Source organism: Curtobacterium sp. MCLR17_043 (assembly GCF_003224215.1).
Classification (GTDB): Bacteria; Actinomycetota; Actinomycetes; order Actinomycetales; family Microbacteriaceae; genus Curtobacterium; species Curtobacterium flaccumfaciens.
In genome coordinates, this window is record NZ_QKLH01000008.1 from 96,602 (window position 1) to 114,865 (window position 18,264).

General features: G+C 72.7%; 14 protein-coding genes. 5 read left to right on the plus strand and 9 right to left on the minus strand.

The features are described from left to right. Positions 1 to 7: 7 nt before the first annotated feature. Genes DEJ03_RS09660 through DEJ03_RS09670 form a run of 3 tightly spaced genes read right to left on the minus strand, consistent with a single transcriptional unit; the run spans position 8 to position 3,030 of the window. Positions 8 to 1,168 carry a P-loop NTPase gene (locus DEJ03_RS09660; protein WP_110864450.1) on the minus strand — a complete coding sequence of 387 codons (1,161 nt, stop codon included), beginning with the start codon at positions 1,166 to 1,168 and terminating at the stop codon, positions 8 to 10. Then, complete coding sequence (locus tag DEJ03_RS09665) at positions 1,161 to 1,658, minus strand: DUF1003 domain-containing protein (RefSeq protein WP_042539423.1); 498 nt, start codon at positions 1,656 to 1,658, stop codon at positions 1,161 to 1,163. The genes DEJ03_RS09660 and DEJ03_RS09665 overlap by 8 nt, the downstream gene beginning before the upstream one ends. Before the next feature lie 52 nt (positions 1,659 to 1,710). After that, positions 1,711 to 3,030 (minus strand): magnesium transporter MgtE N-terminal domain-containing protein, encoded by a 1,320-nt coding sequence (locus tag DEJ03_RS09670; RefSeq protein ID WP_027464574.1) that lies wholly within the window; start codon positions 3,028 to 3,030, stop codon positions 1,711 to 1,713. A gap of 130 nt (positions 3,031 to 3,160) precedes the next feature. On the opposite strand from DEJ03_RS09670, the gene DEJ03_RS09675 reads away from it, so the two are divergent. After that, complete coding sequence (locus tag DEJ03_RS09675) at positions 3,161 to 4,048, plus strand: general stress protein (protein WP_110864451.1); 888 nt, start codon at positions 3,161 to 3,163, stop codon at positions 4,046 to 4,048. Between the two features lie 395 nt (positions 4,049 to 4,443). Here DEJ03_RS09675 and DEJ03_RS09680 read toward each other — a convergent pair whose 3' ends face one another. Then, entirely contained in the window at positions 4,444 to 4,914 is a 471-nt protein-coding gene (locus tag DEJ03_RS09680; RefSeq protein ID WP_071405472.1) for a GNAT family N-acetyltransferase, read from the minus strand. A gap of 15 nt (positions 4,915 to 4,929) precedes the next feature. Then, positions 4,930 to 6,414 (minus strand): aminopeptidase P family protein, encoded by a 1,485-nt coding sequence (locus DEJ03_RS09685; protein WP_110864453.1) that lies wholly within the window; start codon positions 6,412 to 6,414, stop codon positions 4,930 to 4,932. A gap of 70 nt (positions 6,415 to 6,484) precedes the next feature. On the opposite strand from DEJ03_RS09685, the gene DEJ03_RS09690 reads away from it, so the two are divergent. Next, a complete protein-coding gene (locus DEJ03_RS09690) occupies positions 6,485 to 7,357 on the plus strand; it encodes a PHP domain-containing protein (RefSeq protein WP_110864454.1) in 873 nt (290 codons plus the stop codon). A gap of 177 nt (positions 7,358 to 7,534) precedes the next feature. Here DEJ03_RS09690 and DEJ03_RS09695 read toward each other — a convergent pair whose 3' ends face one another. Continuing rightward, the gene (locus DEJ03_RS09695) at positions 7,535 to 9,046 is read right to left on the minus strand and encodes a DEAD/DEAH box helicase (protein ID WP_110864455.1); all 1,512 of its coding nucleotides are present in this window, start codon (positions 9,044 to 9,046) and stop codon (positions 7,535 to 7,537) included. Between the two features lie 145 nt (positions 9,047 to 9,191). Here DEJ03_RS09695 and DEJ03_RS09700 point away from each other — a divergent pair, with 145 nt between their 5' ends. Then, positions 9,192 to 9,908: a ferritin-like domain-containing protein gene (locus DEJ03_RS09700; protein WP_258367069.1), complete on the plus strand. Its 717-nt coding sequence runs from the start codon at positions 9,192 to 9,194 to the stop codon at positions 9,906 to 9,908. Between the two features lie 42 nt (positions 9,909 to 9,950). On the opposite strand, the gene DEJ03_RS09705 is transcribed toward DEJ03_RS09700, so the two are convergent. Both DEJ03_RS09705 and DEJ03_RS09710 read right to left on the minus strand, forming a co-directional pair. After that, complete coding sequence (locus tag DEJ03_RS09705; RefSeq protein WP_027464580.1) at positions 9,951 to 10,247, minus strand: hypothetical protein; 297 nt, start codon at positions 10,245 to 10,247, stop codon at positions 9,951 to 9,953. Positions 10,248 to 10,251: 4 nt separating this feature from the next. After that, a complete protein-coding gene (locus tag DEJ03_RS09710) occupies positions 10,252 to 10,476 on the minus strand; it encodes a DUF3107 domain-containing protein (RefSeq protein ID WP_031259670.1) in 225 nt (74 codons plus the stop codon). A 127-nt stretch (positions 10,477 to 10,603) separates the two neighbouring features. Here DEJ03_RS09710 and DEJ03_RS09715 point away from each other — a divergent pair, with 127 nt between their 5' ends. Then, entirely contained in the window at positions 10,604 to 13,759 is a 3,156-nt protein-coding gene (locus DEJ03_RS09715; protein ID WP_181422673.1) for a UrvD/REP family ATP-dependent DNA helicase, read from the plus strand. Next, a complete protein-coding gene (locus DEJ03_RS09720; RefSeq protein ID WP_258370699.1) occupies positions 13,756 to 17,052 on the plus strand; it encodes an ATP-dependent DNA helicase in 3,297 nt (1,098 codons plus the stop codon). The genes DEJ03_RS09715 and DEJ03_RS09720 overlap by 4 nt, the downstream gene beginning before the upstream one ends. A 208-nt stretch (positions 17,053 to 17,260) precedes the next feature. On the opposite strand, the gene DEJ03_RS09725 is transcribed toward DEJ03_RS09720, so the two are convergent. Further along, on the minus strand, positions 17,261 to 18,259 hold the full coding sequence (locus DEJ03_RS09725) for a phosphotransferase (RefSeq protein WP_110864457.1): 999 nt from the start codon (positions 18,257 to 18,259) through the stop codon (positions 17,261 to 17,263). Positions 18,260 to 18,264 lie beyond the last annotated feature (5 nt).

Consider the following 18,264-nt stretch of genomic DNA (forward strand, 5'->3'; position numbering starts at 1 on the left):
CCCGAGCCTAGGACAGCGACAACCCGAGCTTCCGGCCGGCGAGCCCGCGTCCCATCGTGGTGATCCGGTCGGCGATCGCGGTCAGGGCCGCCGCGGCCGGGTCCTCCGGGCTGCCGAGCACCACGGGTACCCCGGCGTCGCCGCCCTCGCGCAGGGGCACCGACAGCGGCACGGTGCCGAGCACCGGGACGGGGGCGTCCTGCCCGCGGGACAGCCGTGCGGCGGTCTCGGCGCCACCACCCTCGCCGAACAGGTGCAGCACCGAGCCGTCGGGCTGCACGAGCCCCGCCATGTTCTCGACCACGCCGATGACCCGCTGCCCGGTCTGCCGGGCGACGATCCCGCTGCGCTCGGCGACGTCGGCCGCGGCGGCCTGCGGGGTCGTGACCACCAGGACCTCGGCGTGCGGCAGCAGCTGCCCCACCGAGATCGCGACGTCGCCGGTTCCCGGGGGCAGGTCGAGCAGCAGGACGTCGAGGTCGCCGAAGAACACGTCCGTCAGGAACTGGTTCACGGTGCGGTGCAGCATCGGTCCGCGCCACGACACCGCGGTCGAGACGTCGTCGACGAACATGCCGATCGACACGACCTTCACGTCGTGCGCCACCGGCGGCAGGATCATGCTGTCCACGCGGGTCGGGCGGGGTGCGACCCCGTGCTCGTCGGTCAGACCCATCAGGCCGGGGACGCTGAAGCCGTGCACGTCGACGTCGACGACCCCGACCCGCAGGCCCCGGCGGGCGAGCGCGACGGCGAGGTTCACGGTGACGGTGGACTTGCCGACGCCACCCTTGCCGCTCGTGACGGCGATGACGCGCGTGAGCGAGTCCGCGGTGAACTGGACGCCCTTGGGGCGGCCGGCTCGCAGCCGCTCGGTCAGCGCGGCACGAGTGGCCGGGTCCATCACGGACACGTCGACGTCGACGGCGGCGACCCCCGGGACGGACCCGGCGGCGACGCGGACGTCGCGCTCGATGGTGTCGGCGGCGGGGCACCCCACGATCGTGAGCTGCAGGTCGACGCGCACCGCGCCTCCTGGCTGCACGTCGACACCGCGGATCATGTCGAGCTCCGTGACGGGGCGGCGGATCTCGGGGTCGATGACGCGGCCGAGCGCAGCGAGGACCGCCGTGCCGAGCTGTTCGTCGGTGGGGACGGCGTCAGCCACGGGTGGAGCTGTCGTGTTCGTCCGCGTAGCCGGCCTCGTCCGCGTCGCGGCGGTCGAGCTCCTCGAGCAGGGAACGGAGCTCGGCGCGGATGAAGTCCTTCGACGCCATGTCCCGCATCGCCAGGCGCAGGGCCACGACCTCGCGGGCCAGGTACTCGGTGTCGGCCAAGTTGCGTTCGGCGCGCTGGCGGTCCTGCTCGAACTGCACGCGGTCGCGGTCGTCCTGCCGGTTCTGCGCGAGCAGGATCAGCGGGGCGGCGTACGAGGCCTGCAGCGAGAGCACGAGCGTCAGAGCCGTGAAGCCGATGGCCGCCGAGTCGAACTGCCACGGCTTCGGCGCGAGGGTGTTGTAGCCCATCCAGACCACGCAGAACAGCGTGAGCCCGATGAGGAACCAGGGCGTGCCCATGCCGCGGGCGATGCCCTCGGTCGCGCGACCGAAGGTGTCCCCGCGACCACGGCGGCGGCTGGGGAGCACACGCGTGCGCATGCCCTTCGGGGAGTCGAGCCGGACCTCTTGGCGGTCACGGTCGCGACGGTTGTCATCCGTTCGGGCCACGGGTGGTCCTCCTTCCCGTCGTCACGGGTGTCCTGCGCGGGCGTTGGCGTGGAAGCGGTGAGGGTTCCCCCTCGCCCTGACTTCGCCAGTCGTCCGGCAGGACGTGGTCGAGGACATCGTCGATCGTCACCACCCCGACGAGACGGTGGGCGTCGTCGACCACGGGGACGGACAGCAGGTTGTAGGTCGCCATGATGCGGGTGACCTCGGCGGCGCTCGCGTCGACCCGGACCGGTTCGGTCTGCTGGTCGATGAGCGTGCCGAGCCGCTCGTTCGGCGGGTAGCGGAGCATCCGCTGGAAGTGCACGAGTCCGAGGAACCGACCGGTCGGCGGCTCGTACGGCGGCAGGGTGACGCAGACGGCGGCGCCGAGCACCGGAGCGAGCTCGTGGCGGCGGACCAGCGCCAGGCCCTCGGCCACGGTGGCGTCGGCCGAGACGATCACCGGTTCGGTGGTCATCAGACCACCGGCGGTGTCCGGCTCGTACTCCAGGAGCATGCGGACGTCCTGCGCCTCCTCCGGCTCCATGAGCTGCAGGAGGGCCTCGCTCCGCTCGTCGGAGAACTGGGCGAGGACGTCGGCCGCGTCGTCCGGCTGCATCTGGTCGAGGACGTCGGCGGCGCGGGCGTCCACCAGTCGGGTGAGGATCTCGATGCGCTCCTGGTCGGGCATCTCCTCGAGCACGTCGGCCAGGCGGTCGTCGGGAAGCTCCTCGGCGACCTCGAACCGGCGCTCAGCGGGCAGGTCGAGCAGCGTCGACGCGAGGTCGGCGGGCAGCAGGTCGGAGTAGGCCGCGATGACGTGCTCGGCGGACTGGGCCTCGCCGGGGAGCTCGTCCTCGGTGACCTCGTTCCAGGTCGCGAACGTCGTCGGGCCCTTGCCGAACGGCGACGGCGTCGTCTTCGGCTTGCGGAGGAAGAGCTGCGCCACCTCCCAGTCGCCCTGCCCGCGGTCCTCGATCGCGACGTCCTCGATGGTGGCGCGGATCCGCTGGTTCTTGATGAGCACCTTGCGGCCGAGCATCTCGGCGATGACGCGGACCTCGCCGCCACGCTGCTCGAAGCGGCGCATGTTCACGAGGCCGGTCGTGATGACCTGCCCGGCACCGATGGAGGTGATGCGGCCGATGCTCACGAAGATGCGGCGCTTGCCGGGCACCTCGACGATGAGCCCGACGACGTGCGGGGGATCGGCCCGGCGGTAGACGACCAGGACGTCCCGAACTCTGCCGACGCGGTCGCCCGCGGGGTCGAAGACGGAGCACCCGGCGAGGCGGGCGACGAAGACCTTCGTGGCGCTCACCCGACCCAGCGTAGTCGCTCGGGTGTGCGCGTTCGCTCGCGCCGCCGACGGCACCGGTCGACGGCTTGCGATCGGCTGCTTCCCTGAGAGTGCACGTGCGATTGCAAGGTGTGCGGTGAATGATGGCTGTGTGAGCAATCAGAGCCCCTTCGCCGGCAGGACCGCCCAGGCGTTCCCGACGCTGCCCAAGGGCGACGTCCTGGGAACGTACGACAGCTACCCCGACGCGCAGCGCGTGGTGGCGAAGCTGGCCGAGGCCGACTTCCCCGTCAACCAGCTCTCGATCGTCGGCAACGACCTGAAGACGGTCGAGCGGGTCACCGGCAAGATGACCTACGGCCGTGCCGCGATCGCCGGTGCGCTGTCCGGCCTGTGGCTCGGGTTCTTCTTCGGCATCGTGCTCACGCTGTTCTCACCGCAAGCAGGTGGGCTGTTCTTCGCCGCGGCCGTCATCGGTGCCGCGTTCGGCATGCTCTACGGCATCGTCTCGTTCGCGATCACGAAGCGGCAGCGCGACTTCACGAGCGTGCACCAGGTGCTCGCCACGACCTACCAGATCGTCGTCAACCCGCAGCTGACCGGGCAGGCGCAGCGGATCCTCGGCGAGCACGGGGCGACCCCGTCCACGCACTGGAACGACGCTCCCCAGCAGCAGCAGCAGCAGCAGCAGCAGCAGTGGCGTCCGGGCCCCGGTGGGGTCCCGCCGCAGCAGCAGTCGCCGTACGGCGGGCACGCCACACCGCACCAGCAGCCGGGAGGCCCGCACCACCCCGGTACGTCGGCCCCCGGCGCGCAGACGGGTGCGCCTTCGGGCCCGCCGCGCTACGGCACGAACGACGGACCCCGGTACGGGGAGACCCCCGAGACGGCCGCCGCCCCCGCGGCTCCGCCGGTGCCGGAGCGTCGGCCCGAGGAGCCGCCGCGCTACGGCGAGCGGGTCGCCGGTGCCACGCCGCCGGAGCCCTCGTCCTCGCCGGACGCCCAGCGCGACGGCGACGGGGACAGCGACCGCCGCTAGCCGGGCTCCGGCCGGCGCGATCGGGCTTCGTCCTCGGGTCGTGCGAGATCGGGTCGCGCGAGATCGGGTCGCGCGAGATCGGGTCGCGCGAGATCGGGTCGTGCGAGATCGCTCGACACGCCGTTCGCGTTCGCCGAGGTCGCACGAACTGTCGCCGCCGAGCTGCGCGGGCGGCACTTCGTGCGACCTCGGCGGCGTCCGGGTGGTCCGGGCGGTCGCAACACCCCGCGCGCACGGCCTCGAGCGGTCGGAGATCGTCGTTCGGCGCCGGCCCAGACGACGGTTCGTGACCGCTCGACCTCGGGCAGACGGCACGTCGTGACCGAGAGCCGAGCGGGCTCGGGCGCGCGCGAGCCGGGCTTGCGCGCGGCGCGGTCCGGGCAGGCTCGGGCGGGCTAGAGGACCTTCGAGAAGCAGACCGACAGGGGCGCCCCGACGTAGGGCCCGAAGTTCGCGATCCGCCGGAACCCCTCGCGCTGGTAGAACCCGACGGCGCGCTGCTGCTCCGTGCCCGTCTCGAGGACGAGCGCCGGGGACCCAAGGTCGAGCGCCGCTTCTTCCAGCCGGCGCAGCAACGCAGCCGCGGCGCCGGAGCCGCGGGACTCCGGTCGGACGTACATCCGCTTGATCTCGGCGATGCCGTCGTCGACGATGCGCAGGCCCCCGCACCCGAGTGGAGTCCCGGACTCGTCGCGTGCGACGAAGAACACCGCGATCGACTCGGCGGTCGGCTTCTCACCCGGTTCGGTGTCGCCGCCGTGCGCCCGGTCGATCTCCAGGCGCTGGGCGGCGCGGAGTCGCTGGGCGTCGGGGGAGTCGAAGTGCTCGACCTCGATCGAGATGGTGTTCGGGGAGGCCTCGGGCATGGTCACCCGATCAGGCTAGCGGCCAGAGCGGGCGATCCACCCCTCCACTTCCGAGGGGGTCCGGGGGATGCCGACCGACAGGTTCTCGGCGCCGTCCTCGGTCACCAGGATGTCGTCCTCGATGCGGACACCGATGCCGCGGAACTCCTCCGGCACGGTCAGGTCGTCCTGCTGGAAGTACAGCCCGGGCTCGATCGTGAAGACCATGCCGGCCTGCACGGTGCCGTCAAGGTACATCTCACGACGGGCCTTCGCGCAGTCGTGCACGTCGAGCCCGAGGTGGTGGCTCGTGCCGTGCACCATGTAGCGGCGGTGGAACTGGTTGTCCGGCTCGAGCGACTCGGCGGCCGAGACCGGCAGGAAGCCCCACTCGGCGGTCTTGCGCGCGATGACCTCCATCGCGGTGGCGTGCACCTGGCGGAACGTGATGCCCGGCTTGACGATCGCGAACGCGGCGTCGGCGGCCTCGAGCACGGCTTCGTAGACCATCCGCTGCACGGGGGAGAACGTGCCGCTCACCGGGAGCGTGCGGGTGATGTCGGCGGTGTAGAACGAGTCGACCTCGACCCCGGCGTCGATGAGGATGAGGTCGCCCGGCTGCACGGCGCCGTCGTTGCGGGTCCAGTGCAGGATGCAGGCGTGGTGGCCGGAGGCGGCGATGGTGTCGTAGCCCACGGTGTTGCCGTCGGCGCGCGCCCGGCGGTTGAACGTGCCCTCGACGATGCGCTCACCGCGCGGGTGCGCGAGCACGGCGTCGAAGTCGCCGATGACGTCGTCGAACCCGTGCTTCGTGGCGTCGACGGCCTTGCGGAGCTCACGGACCTCGTACGCGTCCTTGACCAGTCGCAGCTCGGACAGGTCGCGGGCGAGCAGGTCGTCGGTGGCCGGCGACCCCTCGGTCTCGTCCGCGCCACCGATGGCCGCGCCGATGCGGGCGTCGAGGGAACGGGTCAGGTCGTCGTCGGCTTCACGCACGAGCAGCGCCGACGCGTCGAGTGCATCGGCGACGGCCGTGAACGCCCCGAGGTCGGCGGTGGCCAGCCCGAGGTCGGCGGCGACGGCGTCGAGCGAGGGGCGCGGTCCGACCCAGAACTCCCCGATCTCGGGGTTGGCGTAGAACTCTTCCGAGTCGCGGCCCGCGGTGGCACGGAAGTACAGCGTGGCGTCGTGGCCGGAGCCGTTCGGCGTCATCACGAGCACGGATCCGACGACGGTGTCGGTGCCCCAGCCGGTCAGGTGCGCGAAGGTGGAGTGCGGGCGGAACGGGTAGTCGCAGTCGTTCGAGCGGACCTTGGCCTGCCCGGCCGGCACCACGATCGTGCGGCCCGGGTGCAGCTCGGAGATGCGCGCGCGACGCTCGGCGGCGAACACGGCCTGCTCGCGGGGCTCGGGCTGCGCTTCCGAGCGCTCGGCCCACTGCGACCCGATGAAGTCCTTGAAGGTCGAGGACCCGGGGGTCGTGGATCGGTTGCTCGTCGCGCGGGGAGTCGTGTCGGCCATGCGTCCATCATCGCACCGCCGGGCGACACCCGGCCTGTGCGGCCGCTCACCTGTGGATAGCATTGGCCACGTGCCAGACCCGTTCATCGACCTGCACGCGCACTCCAGTGTCTCCGACGGCACCGAGCGGCCCGCGGAGCTCGTCCGAGCGGCCGCGGCCGCCGGACTCGACGCCGTCGCGCTGACCGACCACGACACGACCGCGGGGTGGGCGGACGCCACGGCCACGGCGCACGAGCTGCCCCTGACCCTGCTGCCGGGCCTCGAGCTGAGCACCCGCATCGGCTACCGCAGCGTGCACGTGCTCGGCTACCTGGTGGACCCCGAGCACCCCGGACTGGTCGAGGAGACGACCCGCATCCGCGACGGCCGACTCTCCCGCGCGCACCGCATGGTCGACCGCATCGCCGAGGACCACCCGATCACCTGGGCGGACGTCCTGGCCCAGTCCAGCCCCGGTGCCACGATCGGCCGTCCGCACATCGCCGACGCCCTGGTCGCCCGCGGGCTCGAGTCCGACCGGTCCGCGGCGTTCCGCGGCATCCTGCACCCGGCGTCCGGCTACTACGAACCCCACGAGGCACCCTCGCCCCTGCGTGGCGTCGAACTCATCCGGCAGGCCGGCGGCGTGCCCGTCATCGCGCACCCCGCGGCGTCCTCGCGCGGGATCGTCATCGACGAGCCGATGCTCCGCGACCTGGTCGACGCCGGGCTCGGCGGGCTCGAGGTCGACCACCGCGAGAACCTGGCACACGGCAAGCGCACCCTGCTCGACTGGGCGACGCGCTACGGCCTGTTCGTCACCGGTTCGAGCGACTACCACGGCACCGGCAAGCCGAACCGGCTGGGGGAGCACCGCACCGCACGCGTCTCGTTCGACGCGATCGTGTCCGAGGCGACGGGCAGCGCTCCCGTCGTCGGACCCGGCTCGCGCCTGTCCTGACGCGTCGCGTCGTCCCACCGAAGCGACAGATCTCGGTCGGCGCGGCTTGACCCATCCGCGAAAGCGACAGATCCCCGCTGACAGTTGGCGGCGATCTGTCGCCCTCGCGGGGCAGTCGGCGGGCGGGGACGACGAAGGGCCCGTCGCGTCAGCGACGGGCCCTTCGGTCTGGAGGCGCTACTCGCCGTCCGACGTTCCCTGCGGTGCCGAGGCGGTCGCCGAGGCATCGCCGGTGCCGGCTCCGCGACGGCGGCGACGACGGCGACGCTTCGCGGCGCCGTCGGTGGAACCACCCTCGGCGGCCGAGCCGTCCTCGGTGCCCGCCGCGGTGGTGGGGGCGACCGACTCGGTGGCTGGAGCCTGCGGGGCGGACTGCTCCGAGCCTCCTGACCGGGTGCGGCTGCGCGACCGCGAACGCGACGCGTCACGCGAACCCGAACCCGAGGCCGGGCGGTCGCTGCTGCGCTTCTCGACGGGGGCGCCAGCCGAGGCGGCGTGCGACGACGAGCCGGGCAGACGGCCCTTGGTGCCCTTGGGGATGTCGAGTTCCTCGAACAGGTGGGGCGACGACGAGTAGGTCTCGACGGGCTCGGGGATGCCGAACTCGAGGGCCTTGTCGATCAGCGTCCACTTGTGCAGGTCGTCCCAGTCGACGAACGTGACCGCGATACCGGTCTTGCCGGCGCGGCCCGTGCGGCCGGCGCGGTGCAGGTACGTGTCCGGGTCGTCCGGGATCGTGTGGTTGATCACGTGCGTGACGTCGTCCACGTCGATGCCGCGGGCGGCGACGTCGGTGGCGATGAGCACGTCGCGCTTGCCGGCCTTGAACGCCGCCATCGCGCGCTCGCGCTGCTCCTGGTTGAGGTCGCCGTGCACCGCTGCGGCGTTGAACCCGCGGTCCTTCAGTTCCTCGACGAGCTTCGCCGCGGCACGCTTGGTGCGGGTGAAGATCACGGTCTTGCCGCGGCCCTCGGCCTGGAGGATGCGGGCGATGACCTCGTCCTTGTCCAGGGAGTGCGCACGGTAGATGAGGTGCTTGATGTTGGCCTGCATGAGGCCCTCGTCCGGGTCGGTCGCCCGGATGTGCACCGGACGGCTCATGAACCGGCGGGCGAGGGCGACGATCGGCGCGGGCATCGTCGCCGAGAACAGCATCGTGTGCCGCACCTCGGGGACGGCCTGGAAGATGCGCTCGATGTCCGACAGGAACCCGAGGTCGAGCATGCGGTCGGCCTCGTCGAGCACCACCTCTTGCACGTGGGAGAGGTCGAGCAGGCGCTGCCGCTGCAGGTCGATGAGCCGCCCGGGCGTGCCGACGACGATCTGGGCACCGGCCTTGAGCTGCTCCACCTGGCCCTCGTAGGCCTTGCCGCCGTAGATCGAGACGACCGTGGTCGGGCGGTTCGAGGCCGCGAGCTCGAGGTCCTCGGTGACCTGGACCGCGAGTTCACGGGTCGGGACGACGACGAGCGCCTTCACGCCGTGCGCCGGGTCGGCGCCGAGTCGCTGGATCAGCGGCAGGCCGAAGCCGAGCGTCTTGCCGGTACCCGTCTTGGCCTGGCCGATGATGTCCTGGCCGGTCAGGCCGAGCGGGATGGTCTGTTCCTGGATCGGGAAGGGCTCGATGATGCCCTTGCCGGCCAGTGCATCGACGATGTCCTGGTCGATGTTGAGGTCTGAGAAAGTCAAAGAATCACCTTAGTTCTGGTGGAAGTCCGGGCCAGTCTACCGACGGGCGAGTGGTCCGGGGTGCTCCGGGGTGCTCAGGGGTGCGTCGAGGCGTCCGGGCGGGCGACCGGCGGGTGCCACGGGACTCGCCCTCTATGCTGGTCGGGTGGTCTCGTGGTGGAACCGGAAGCGCGCGGCGCAGCTCGCTGCCGCTTGGCTCGCGTCGCGGAACCCGCGCGGAGCCGCGCAGGTCAAGCGCCTCGCGCTCGACGACGTCACCCCGGAGCTCGACGTCTACCTCGGGCAGGCCGCGTACCTGCAGCTCTCCGTCTACGAGACGATGGGACGAGCCGGTGCTTCGGCCCCGACGCTCTCCGGCCGTCTGGTCACCGGGGTCCTCGCGACCACGGCGCTCGAGCGGCACCGCACGATCGTGGCCGAGATCGAGCGCAGCGGTGGCGATCCGGCGGCGCTGATGGCCCCGCACCGCGAGGCGATCGACCTGTTCCTCGAACGGACGAGCGGCGCCGACTGGTACGAGTCGATGCTGACCGGCTACGTGACGGCCGGCATCCTGAACGATCTGTTCGGCAACCTGCTCCGCTCGCTGCCGCTCGACGTGCGGCAGCGGCTGCGGTCGGTGTTCGACGCGCGCGAGGAAGCGGCGGTCGTCGAGGAGCTGACGGCTCACATCGAGGACGACCCGCAGATCGGTTCGCGTCTGGCGATGTGGGGACGACGTCTGGTGGGCGACACCCTGCTCGTCGCACGGTCGGCGCTGGCGTCGCACGCCCGAGAGGACCAGGAGCGGCTCGAGCCGGTCTGGACCGAGCTCATCGCCGCGCACACCCGACGCATGGACGCGCTCGGGCTGACGGCCTGAGCGGTCGAGCGTCAGGCGCCGCGCGTCTGAGTTGCTCGAGCGTCAGGCGCCGCGCGTCTTGAGCTGCTCGTAGTACTCGGCGTCGCGCTTGTCGCGCTGCGTGCCGAGGAGCCACTCGACGACGAGGACTACCACGCCGGAGCCCACGAGGGCCACGACCCAGATCCAGGTGCCGTCGTACCGCCACCCGGCCCAGGTCAGCGCTTCCCAGAGCACTGCTGCGGCGATGCCGCCGACCGCTGGGCCGACGAGCACGCCACGGTTCGACCGCCACGGCAGGATCACGTGCGCGACCGCACCGATGATGACGCCGCCGAGGACGGCGAAGAGCAGTTCCACGTCGTCAGGCGACGAAGCCGATGCGCCGTGCCTCTTCCGCGCCGACCTCGACGTACGCCAGGGCCGAGACGGGGACGATGAAGCGACGGCCCTTGTCGTCCTGGAGCGACAGGTGCGTCGACTTGGCGGTGAGCGCCTCGGACACGGCCTTCTCGACCTCGTCCGCGGTCTGGGCGGTCTCGAAGGCGATCTCGCGGGGGCTGTTGATGATGCCGATCTTGATGTCCACGAGCACAGCGTATCCGAGCGGTCCCGTGCGGCATCGGGCGTTCGCCGCGGGCGCACTCGACGGCGTGACGACCGGTGCCCCGCGCGTCCGCAGCGGTGCTGTCGGCGGTCCTGGGTACCGTACGAGCGTGCCGCAGACCATGCTGATGCCCGCTCCCGACGACACCGGGTTCGCGCGCGCACTGGTCGACGACCCCTCGCACGCCGCGGTGCTCGCGTTGCCGGACGGCCGTCACGCCGCGGTGATCGGTGCGCCGGGCAGCGGCAAGACGACCACGCTCGCGCGGCTCGTCGCCGACCGGCTGACCCGACCCGACGCGATCACCCCCGACGGCCACGCGACGGTGCTCGCCCTGACCTCGGCGCGGACGGCCGCGACGGCGCTGCGTGACCGGCTCGCTCGGGCGGTCGACCGGGTCGTGCCGGGTGCCCTCGCACGCACCGTGAACTCGCTGGCGTTCCAGATCGTCACCCACGCGGCGTCGGTGCAGGGGCAGGAACCCCCGACGCTGCTGACCGGCGGGGAGCAGGACCGGATCATCGCCGACCTGCTCGCCGGGCACGAACTCGACGGAGCTGGTCCGACCTGGCCCGACCCCATCACCGCCGTCGTCCGGGAGCGAGCGGGGTTCCGAACCGCCCTGCGCGACGTCATGATGCGTGCGGTGGCGGCCGGCGTCGAGCCCGACGACATGCGGGAACTCGGCGACGAGCTCGGACGGCCCGAGTGGCGGGCCGTCGGGGACTTCGTGGACGACTACCGGGCATCGGTCACCGCGTTCCGGCCGACCGGGCTCGACTCCGGCGAACTCGTGGCGTACGCCACCGCCGCGGTGCTGCGGCACGAGCTCCCCGCGAGCATCGCCGCCCTGCGCCTGGTCGTGGTCGACGACACGCAGGAACTGGTGGAGGGTGAGATCGCGCTGCTCGGGGCACTCGCGCGCTCCGGCGTGCAGGTCGTGGCCTTCGGCGACCCGGACATCGCCGCCTCGGCGTTCCGCGGCGCCGAACCGGACGTGCTCGGTCGGCTGGCCGTGCGCCTCGGGGTGGACCGCGTCGACGAGCTGTTCCTCGGCGCGGTGCACCGGCACCCCGCGCCGATCCGTGCCCTGGTCACCGGCGTCACGGGTCGCATCGGCACCGCGGCGGCCGGTCGGCAGCGCAGCGCGTCGGCGGGCGACCAGGATGCGCGGCCCGACGCCGTCGTGCACCTCGAGGCCGCCAGCCGGTCCGCGCTCGTCGTGGCGATCGCCCGTCGACTCCGCGAACACCGCCTGCTCGACGGCGTGCCATGGCACCGGATGGCCGTGGTCACCCGGAGCGGTGCTGCCATCCCCGAACTCGTCCGGGCACTCTCCGTGGCCGAGGTCCCGGCGACCGCCGGTGCCGCGCCCGTCCGCCCGCGCGACGACTCCGCGGCGCGGGCGCTGCTCGACGCGGCTGCGGTGGCGCTCGACGTCCTGCCGCTCGACGCCGCCCTGGCCACCGCGTTCGCCACCGGGCCCCTCGGGGGCCTCGACACCCTGGCGATGCGTCGGCTCCGGCTCGCCCTGCGGCGTGAGGAACTCGCGGGCGACGGCAGCCGCACCGCCGACGAACTGCTGGTCGATGTCCTGGGCGCACCGGAGCGCCTGGTGACGGTGGACGCCGGGTTCGCGCGCCGGGCGACCCGGCTGGCCCGGAGCCTAGTGCAGGCGCGTGCCGACGCCCAGGCTGGATCGAGCATCGAGGAGATCCTCTGGGGCCTCTGGGAACGCAGCGGTCTTGCAAAGTCGTGGGGCGCCCAGTCCGCCGCCGGTGGGGTCGGCGCCGGGGAAGCCGACCGGCACCTGGATGCCGTCGTCGGCCTGTTCACCGCCGCCAAGCGCTTCGTCGAGCGCACGCCGGACGCCCCCGCGCGGGTCTTCGTCGACGACCTGCTCGGCGCCGACCTGCCAGAGGACTCGATCGGCCCCGACCGGACCGCCGGCCGGGTGCGGGTCCTGACGCCGTCGGCGACGATCGGGCTCGAGTGCGACGTGGTCGTCGTGCTCGGTCTGCAGGACGGCGTCTGGCCCAACACCCGGGTGCGCGGCAGTCTGCTCGACCCGGACGGCCTGGTCCGCGCTGCCGCCGGGGTCGAGCGTTCGCCCATCGACGACCGTGCCGCCGTGGTCGCCGACGAACTCCGGCTGTTCGCCCGGGCCGTCTCGCGCGCCACCACCCAGGTCGTCATCGGCACGGTCGCGAACGACGACGAGTCGCCGTCACCCTTCGTCCGGCTCGTCCCGGTGCCGCCTGACCGTCAGCCGACCGTCCACCCACTGTCCCTGCGTGGGCTCGCCGGCTCGCTGCGCCGCCGGGTGGTGGGCTCCGGCGACCACGAGGCCGCGTCCGCCCTGGCCCGCCTGGCCGAGGCCGAGGTCCCCGGGGCGGCTCCGGACGAGTGGTACGGGCTCGCCGAACCGACCACGGACGACCCCCTGGTCGACCTCGACGCCGAGCCCGCGCCCGAGGTCGAGGGCGGCGAGCCCGTCTCCCCGGCCGTGTCGGTGTCGCCGTCGCGGATCGGCACCTTCGAGGAGTGCCCGGTGCACTGGTTCGCGCAGACCTTCGGCGGCGGTGCCCCGAGCCCGGCGATGGGCATCGGCACGATCGTGCACGAAGCGATGGAGCACGCCACCGAGATCGACGTCGAGTCGCTGTGGGAGCGGGTCGAGGCGCGGTGGGACGAGCTCACGTTCGAGTCGCCCTGGGTCGCCGACCGCGAACGTGCCCGGACCCGGCGGATGATCGAGGGGCTGAGCGACTACCTCCGCACCTTCGCCAGCGCCGGCCGTCGACTGCTCGGCGCCGAGACCTCGTTCGCGCTCGTGACCGGGCCCGCCCGGATCCGGGGGAGCATCGACCGCATCGAGGTCGACCCCGAGGGGCGGGTGAGCGTCGTCGACCTGAAGACCGGCCGTTCGATGCCCAGCGAGAAGAACGACATGCCGGAACACCCGCAGCTCGGGGCCTATCAACTCGCGGTCGAGGACGGCGCGGTCGAGGGCGTGCCGGCGGGGTCTCCGATGACCGACGCCCGGCTGGTCTTCGTCCAGAACCCCCGCGGCGGACAGGCGTACTCCGAGCGGACCCAGCACGCGTTCGACGCCGAGGCGCGCGAGGCCTACCGCGAGCGGTTGCACGGGGTGGCGCGGGGCATGGCCGGCCGGACCTTCGTGGCGAACGTGGACGACCACTGCGAGAAGGCCCGGACCGGGGTCGAGTGCCGGATCCACGTGGTGGCAGAGGTGACCTGGTGAGCGACACGACGGACACGACCGACACGGCGGACACGACCGACGCGACCGGCACGGCTGCTGCTGCTGCGGACGACACGGCTGCCGCTGCACCGCCCGTCATCCGGCACGGCGCCGACGCCATCGCCGACGCTCTCGGCCGCCCTCGTCCCACCGCCCAGCAGCGCGCCGTCATCGAGTCACCGCTCGTGCCGGCGCTGGTCGTCGCCGGTGCCGGCAGCGGGAAGACCGAGACAATGGCCTCGCGCGTCGTCTGGCTGCTGGCCAACGGACTCGTCCGCCCCGACGAGGTCCTCGGCCTGACCTTCACCCGCAAGGCCGCCGGCGAGCTGTCCGTCCGCATCAACGACCGCATCCGCGCGCTCGAGGACGTGGGGTTGATCACCCCCGGTGACGCCTTCGAGGCACCCACGGTCTCGACGTACAACGCCTTCGCCAACGCGGTCTTCCGCGAGAACGCCCTGCTCGTCGGGCGTGACGGCGAGTCCCAGGTGCTGACCGAACCGTCGGCCTGGCAGCTCGCCCGTCGGGTCGTGGTGGCCGCCCGCGACGACCGGCTCGCCGGACTCGACCGCGACGTCGACACCCTGACCGCAGCCGTGGTCGCGCTCGCCGGTGCCACCTCGGAACACCTCGTCGAGCCAGAGGACCTGCGCCGGTTCGCGATCGAGTTCTCGGAGCTGCTCGAACTCCCCGGCAACCGCGGCAAGCCGTACAAGGCGATCACGGACGCGGTCGCCGCGATCGGCGCCCTCGAACCCCTGGCCGACCTGGTCGCCGAGTTCCGACGACAGAAGGTCGACCGCGGGTTCGTGGAGTTCTCCGACCAGATCGCCCTCGCGCTCGCCGCGGCCGAGTCGGCCCCTCGTGTCGTCTCGGACCTGCGGAGCCGGTACGGGGTGGTGCTCCTCGACGAGTACCAGGACACCTCGGTCGTGCAGACCCGGTTCCTCGCGCGGCTGTTCCGCGGGCACTCGGTGATGGCGGTCGGCGACCCGCACCAGTCGATCTACGGGTTCCGTGGTGCGAGCGCCGCGAACCTCGCCCGGTTCCCGCACGACTTCGGCGGCGACGAACCCGGCGTGGCCGAACCCGTCACCTTCGCGCTGTCGACCAGCTGGCGGAACCCGGTGGACGTGCTCGCGGGGGCGAACGCGATCGTGTCACCGCTGTCCGAGGCGTCCGAGGTCGACGTCGAACGGCTCTCGCCCCGGCCGGGTGCGGACGCCGGCACCGTGCGGGTGGTGTTCCCCGAGACCCTGCCGGAAGAGGCCGACGAGGTCGCGGCGTGGTTCCAGGACCACCGCAGGCAGAACCCGGCGGGCTCGATGGCGCTGCTGCTGCGGGCCCGGAAGGACCTCGCGGCGTTCACGGCGGCGCTCGGTGCCCGTGGGGTGCCGTACCACGTGCTCGGCACGGGCGGACTGCTCCAGCGTCCGGAGATCGTCGACCTGGTGGCGTGCCTGCGCGTCCTGCACGACCCGGCGGCCGGCAACGACCTGATCCGGCTGCTCGCGGGTGCACGGTGGCGGGTCGGGGCGGCGGACATCGTCGCCCTGCACCAGCTCGCCCGGTGGCTGTTCCAGCGTGATCACACCCAGCAACGCCTCGACGACGACCTGACCGCGGCCTTCCGGGCCTCGGTGGCCGCCGGGGAGCACGGGTCGATCGTCGACGCGCTCGACTTCGTCGCGACCGCACCCGACGAGCACGGCGCGCTCGAGGGCATCACCCCCGCGGGTCGCAGCCGGATGCGTGCGCTCGGCGGGCAGCTCGCGATGCTCCGCTCACGCGCGGGGAGCGACCTGGTCGACTTCGTGACGCTCGTCGTGCAGGAGATGCGACTCGACATCGAGGTCGCCGCGCACGAACAGGGCAGCGGCGCGTACCTCGACGCCTTCATCGACGAGCTCGCCGGTTTCGTGTCGACCGACGACCGCGCCGACCTCGGTTCGTTCCTCGGGTGGATCGACGCTGCAGCCCGACGGGACGACATGGGCCCGCGGTCCGAGGAGCCTGAGGCCGGCACCGTGCAGATCCTGACGATCCACGGGTCCAAGGGGCTCGAGTGGGACGCCGTCGCAGTGCCCCGGATGGTCGAGGGCGGCCTGCCGGCGCGTCCGCAGGAGGGCTCGTCGGGTTGGCTCGGGTTCGGCCGACTGCCGTACGAGTTCCGTGGAGACGCCGCCGAGCTGCCGCGACTCGCATGGCGCGGGCAGGAGACCCAGAAGGACGTCACCACGGCGATCGACGCCTTCAAGGAACAGGTGAAGGCGCGCAACGAGGACGAGGAACGCCGGCTGACCTACGTCGCCCTGACCCGTGCCAAGCACGACCTGCTGGTGTCCGGCTCGTTCTGGGCCGGCGGGGTCCGACCCACCGAGCCGAGCCGCTACCTGCGCGACCTGGTGGACGCCGGCGTCATCGACGGTGCGGCGATCCCGGAGACGACGGTGCACGACGAGAACCCGATGGGGGAGAGCGGCGCGACCCAGACCTGGCCGCACGTGCCGTTCGGGCAGCGTGCGCCGCGGGTCCTGGCTGCCGCCGAGCGGGTGCGGAACGCGAATCCCGGTGCTGCGGGGCGCTTCGCCGCCGACATCGACCTGCTGCTCGCCGAACGGCACGCCACCCGGAACGCGAAGCACGCGGTCGCCGTCCCGCACCGGGTCCCGGCGTCGGGCTTCAAGGACTACCTGACCGAACCCGACTCCGTGGCCGAGCGGCTCCGCCGGCCGATGCCGGAGCGCCCGTACCGGGCCACCCGGCTCGGCACGCTGTTCCACCAGTGGGTGGAACAGCGGGCACGGAGCGGCGGCGCGCTCGAGACGCTCGACGTGTGGGACGGCGAGCTCGACCTCGATGCCGACGACCTCGCCGATTCGTCGCCGGACGCCGTGGTCACCGACGACGACGCCCGTCGACTCGCGGACTTCCAGGCGACGTTCGCGCGCTCACGGTGGGCCGGGCTGACTCCGATCGAGGTCGAGCGCGAGATCCACATCCCGTTCCTCGGGCACAGCGTCGTCTGCAAGCTCGACGCCGTGTACGAGATCGAGGGGCGCGCCGAGGTAGTCGACTGGAAGACGGGCAAGGCGCCGTCGGGGGCGGACGACCTGGCCCGCCGCACCCTGCAGCTCGCGTTGTACCGCGTCGCCTACGCCGAGTTCACCGGGCGGCCGCTCGACCAGGTCGACGCGGTGTTCTACTTCGTCGCCGACGACTTGGAGGTCCGTCCGACCGAGCTGCTCGACCGCGCCGGACTCGAGCGCGCGTGGTCCGAGGCCGTCGGCTGACGTCCTACGGGCGCGCTGCGCCCGTGTCGTACTCCGCCCCCGTGTCGTGCTCCGCGCCCGTGTCGCGCTCAGCCCTGGAGGCCCGGTGCCGGTCCGCCGGACCCGCGCCGGGCCTCCTGGCGGTCGCGTCCACGACTCCTGCCGCACCTTGGTGAGCAGAAATGGTCGGGTGCGCCGCAGCGACCCGACCATTCCTGCTCACGAAGCGTCAGCCGTGGCGGCGTTCGGTGGAGGACAACAGCTGCTCCACCTCGCCGATCTCCATCGTCTCGGGTGACACGGACTGCAGTGGTTCCGCACTCGGGGCGTGCACCGCGTCGACCAGGCGGTGCATCATCGCGACGGCGTCGTCGACGACCTCGGTGCTCTTCGCCTGGACGCCGTGCAGCAGCCAGTGCGCCGTCTCGAGTTCGTGGTGCACGCGTGCACGCTGTGCGAGCTGGCGGTCGCGTCCGCCGCCGTTCGCCTCGTAGGCGCTGAGGACGGTGTCGAAGGCATCGCGGCGGCCGGCGAGCACCCAGGCGAGGTCCTTCGCCGGGTCGCCGAGCCGCAGCTCGCCCCAGTCGAGGATCCCGGTCACCGCGTCGCCGTCGACGAGCAGGGCGCCGGTGCCGAGCGAACCGTGCACGACGGTCGGCGTGAACTGCCAGAGCTGCTGGTCGCGGGCGGCACCCTCCCAGCGTTCGACGAGCGCGGCGGGGACGAGCTTGGTCGCCACGGCGCGGTCCATCACCGAGACGGCGGACCGGAGCACCTCGAACGGCGTGAGCGACGGCAGGCCGGCGTCGGAGACGAAGCTCGTCGGCAGCTGGTGGATCGAGGCGAGGGCACGGCCGACGCTGGTGGCGAGGTCGGGGCGCTCGACGAGCGACGCGAGGGTCGGGTGAGCTCCGGCCAGCCGCGTCGTGACGATGGCGCGCGTCGACCCGATCGGCGCCTGGCCGCGGTACTCGGCGACGCCGAACGGCAGGCGTGTGCGGATGCCGGCGCTCAGCGCGCGGATGGCGACGAGGTCGGCCGACTGCCGCGCCTCGGCGCGCTGGTTCCGGGGGCGGCGGATGACGATCTCGGTGCCGTCGGCGTCGCGGAGGAGCGCCGACTCGTAGTCGCCGGCCGCGGCCGAGCCGAGCGTGCGCGTGCCCGTGACGAGGAGACCTGGAACGGCCGTCGTCGCCAACGCGGCTAGAGTGAACTGGGATCCCGCCATGCCCC

What these genes read in the sequence shown, in the direction of transcription:
- DEJ03_RS09685 (WP_110864453.1), bottom strand. Translation starts at nt 6,414, where the DNA reads ATGGCCGACACGACTCCCCGCGCGACGAGCAACCGATCCACGACCCCC.
- DEJ03_RS09725 (WP_110864457.1), bottom strand. Translation starts at nt 18,259, where the DNA reads ATGGCGGGATCCCAGTTCACTCTAGCCGCGTTGGCGACGACGGCCGTT.
- DEJ03_RS09680 (WP_071405472.1), bottom strand. Translation starts at nt 4,914, where the DNA reads ATGCCCGAGGCCTCCCCGAACACCATCTCGATCGAGGTCGAGCACTTC.
- DEJ03_RS09665 (WP_042539423.1), bottom strand. Translation starts at nt 1,658, where the DNA reads ATGCGCACGCGTGTGCTCCCCAGCCGCCGCCGTGGTCGCGGGGACACC.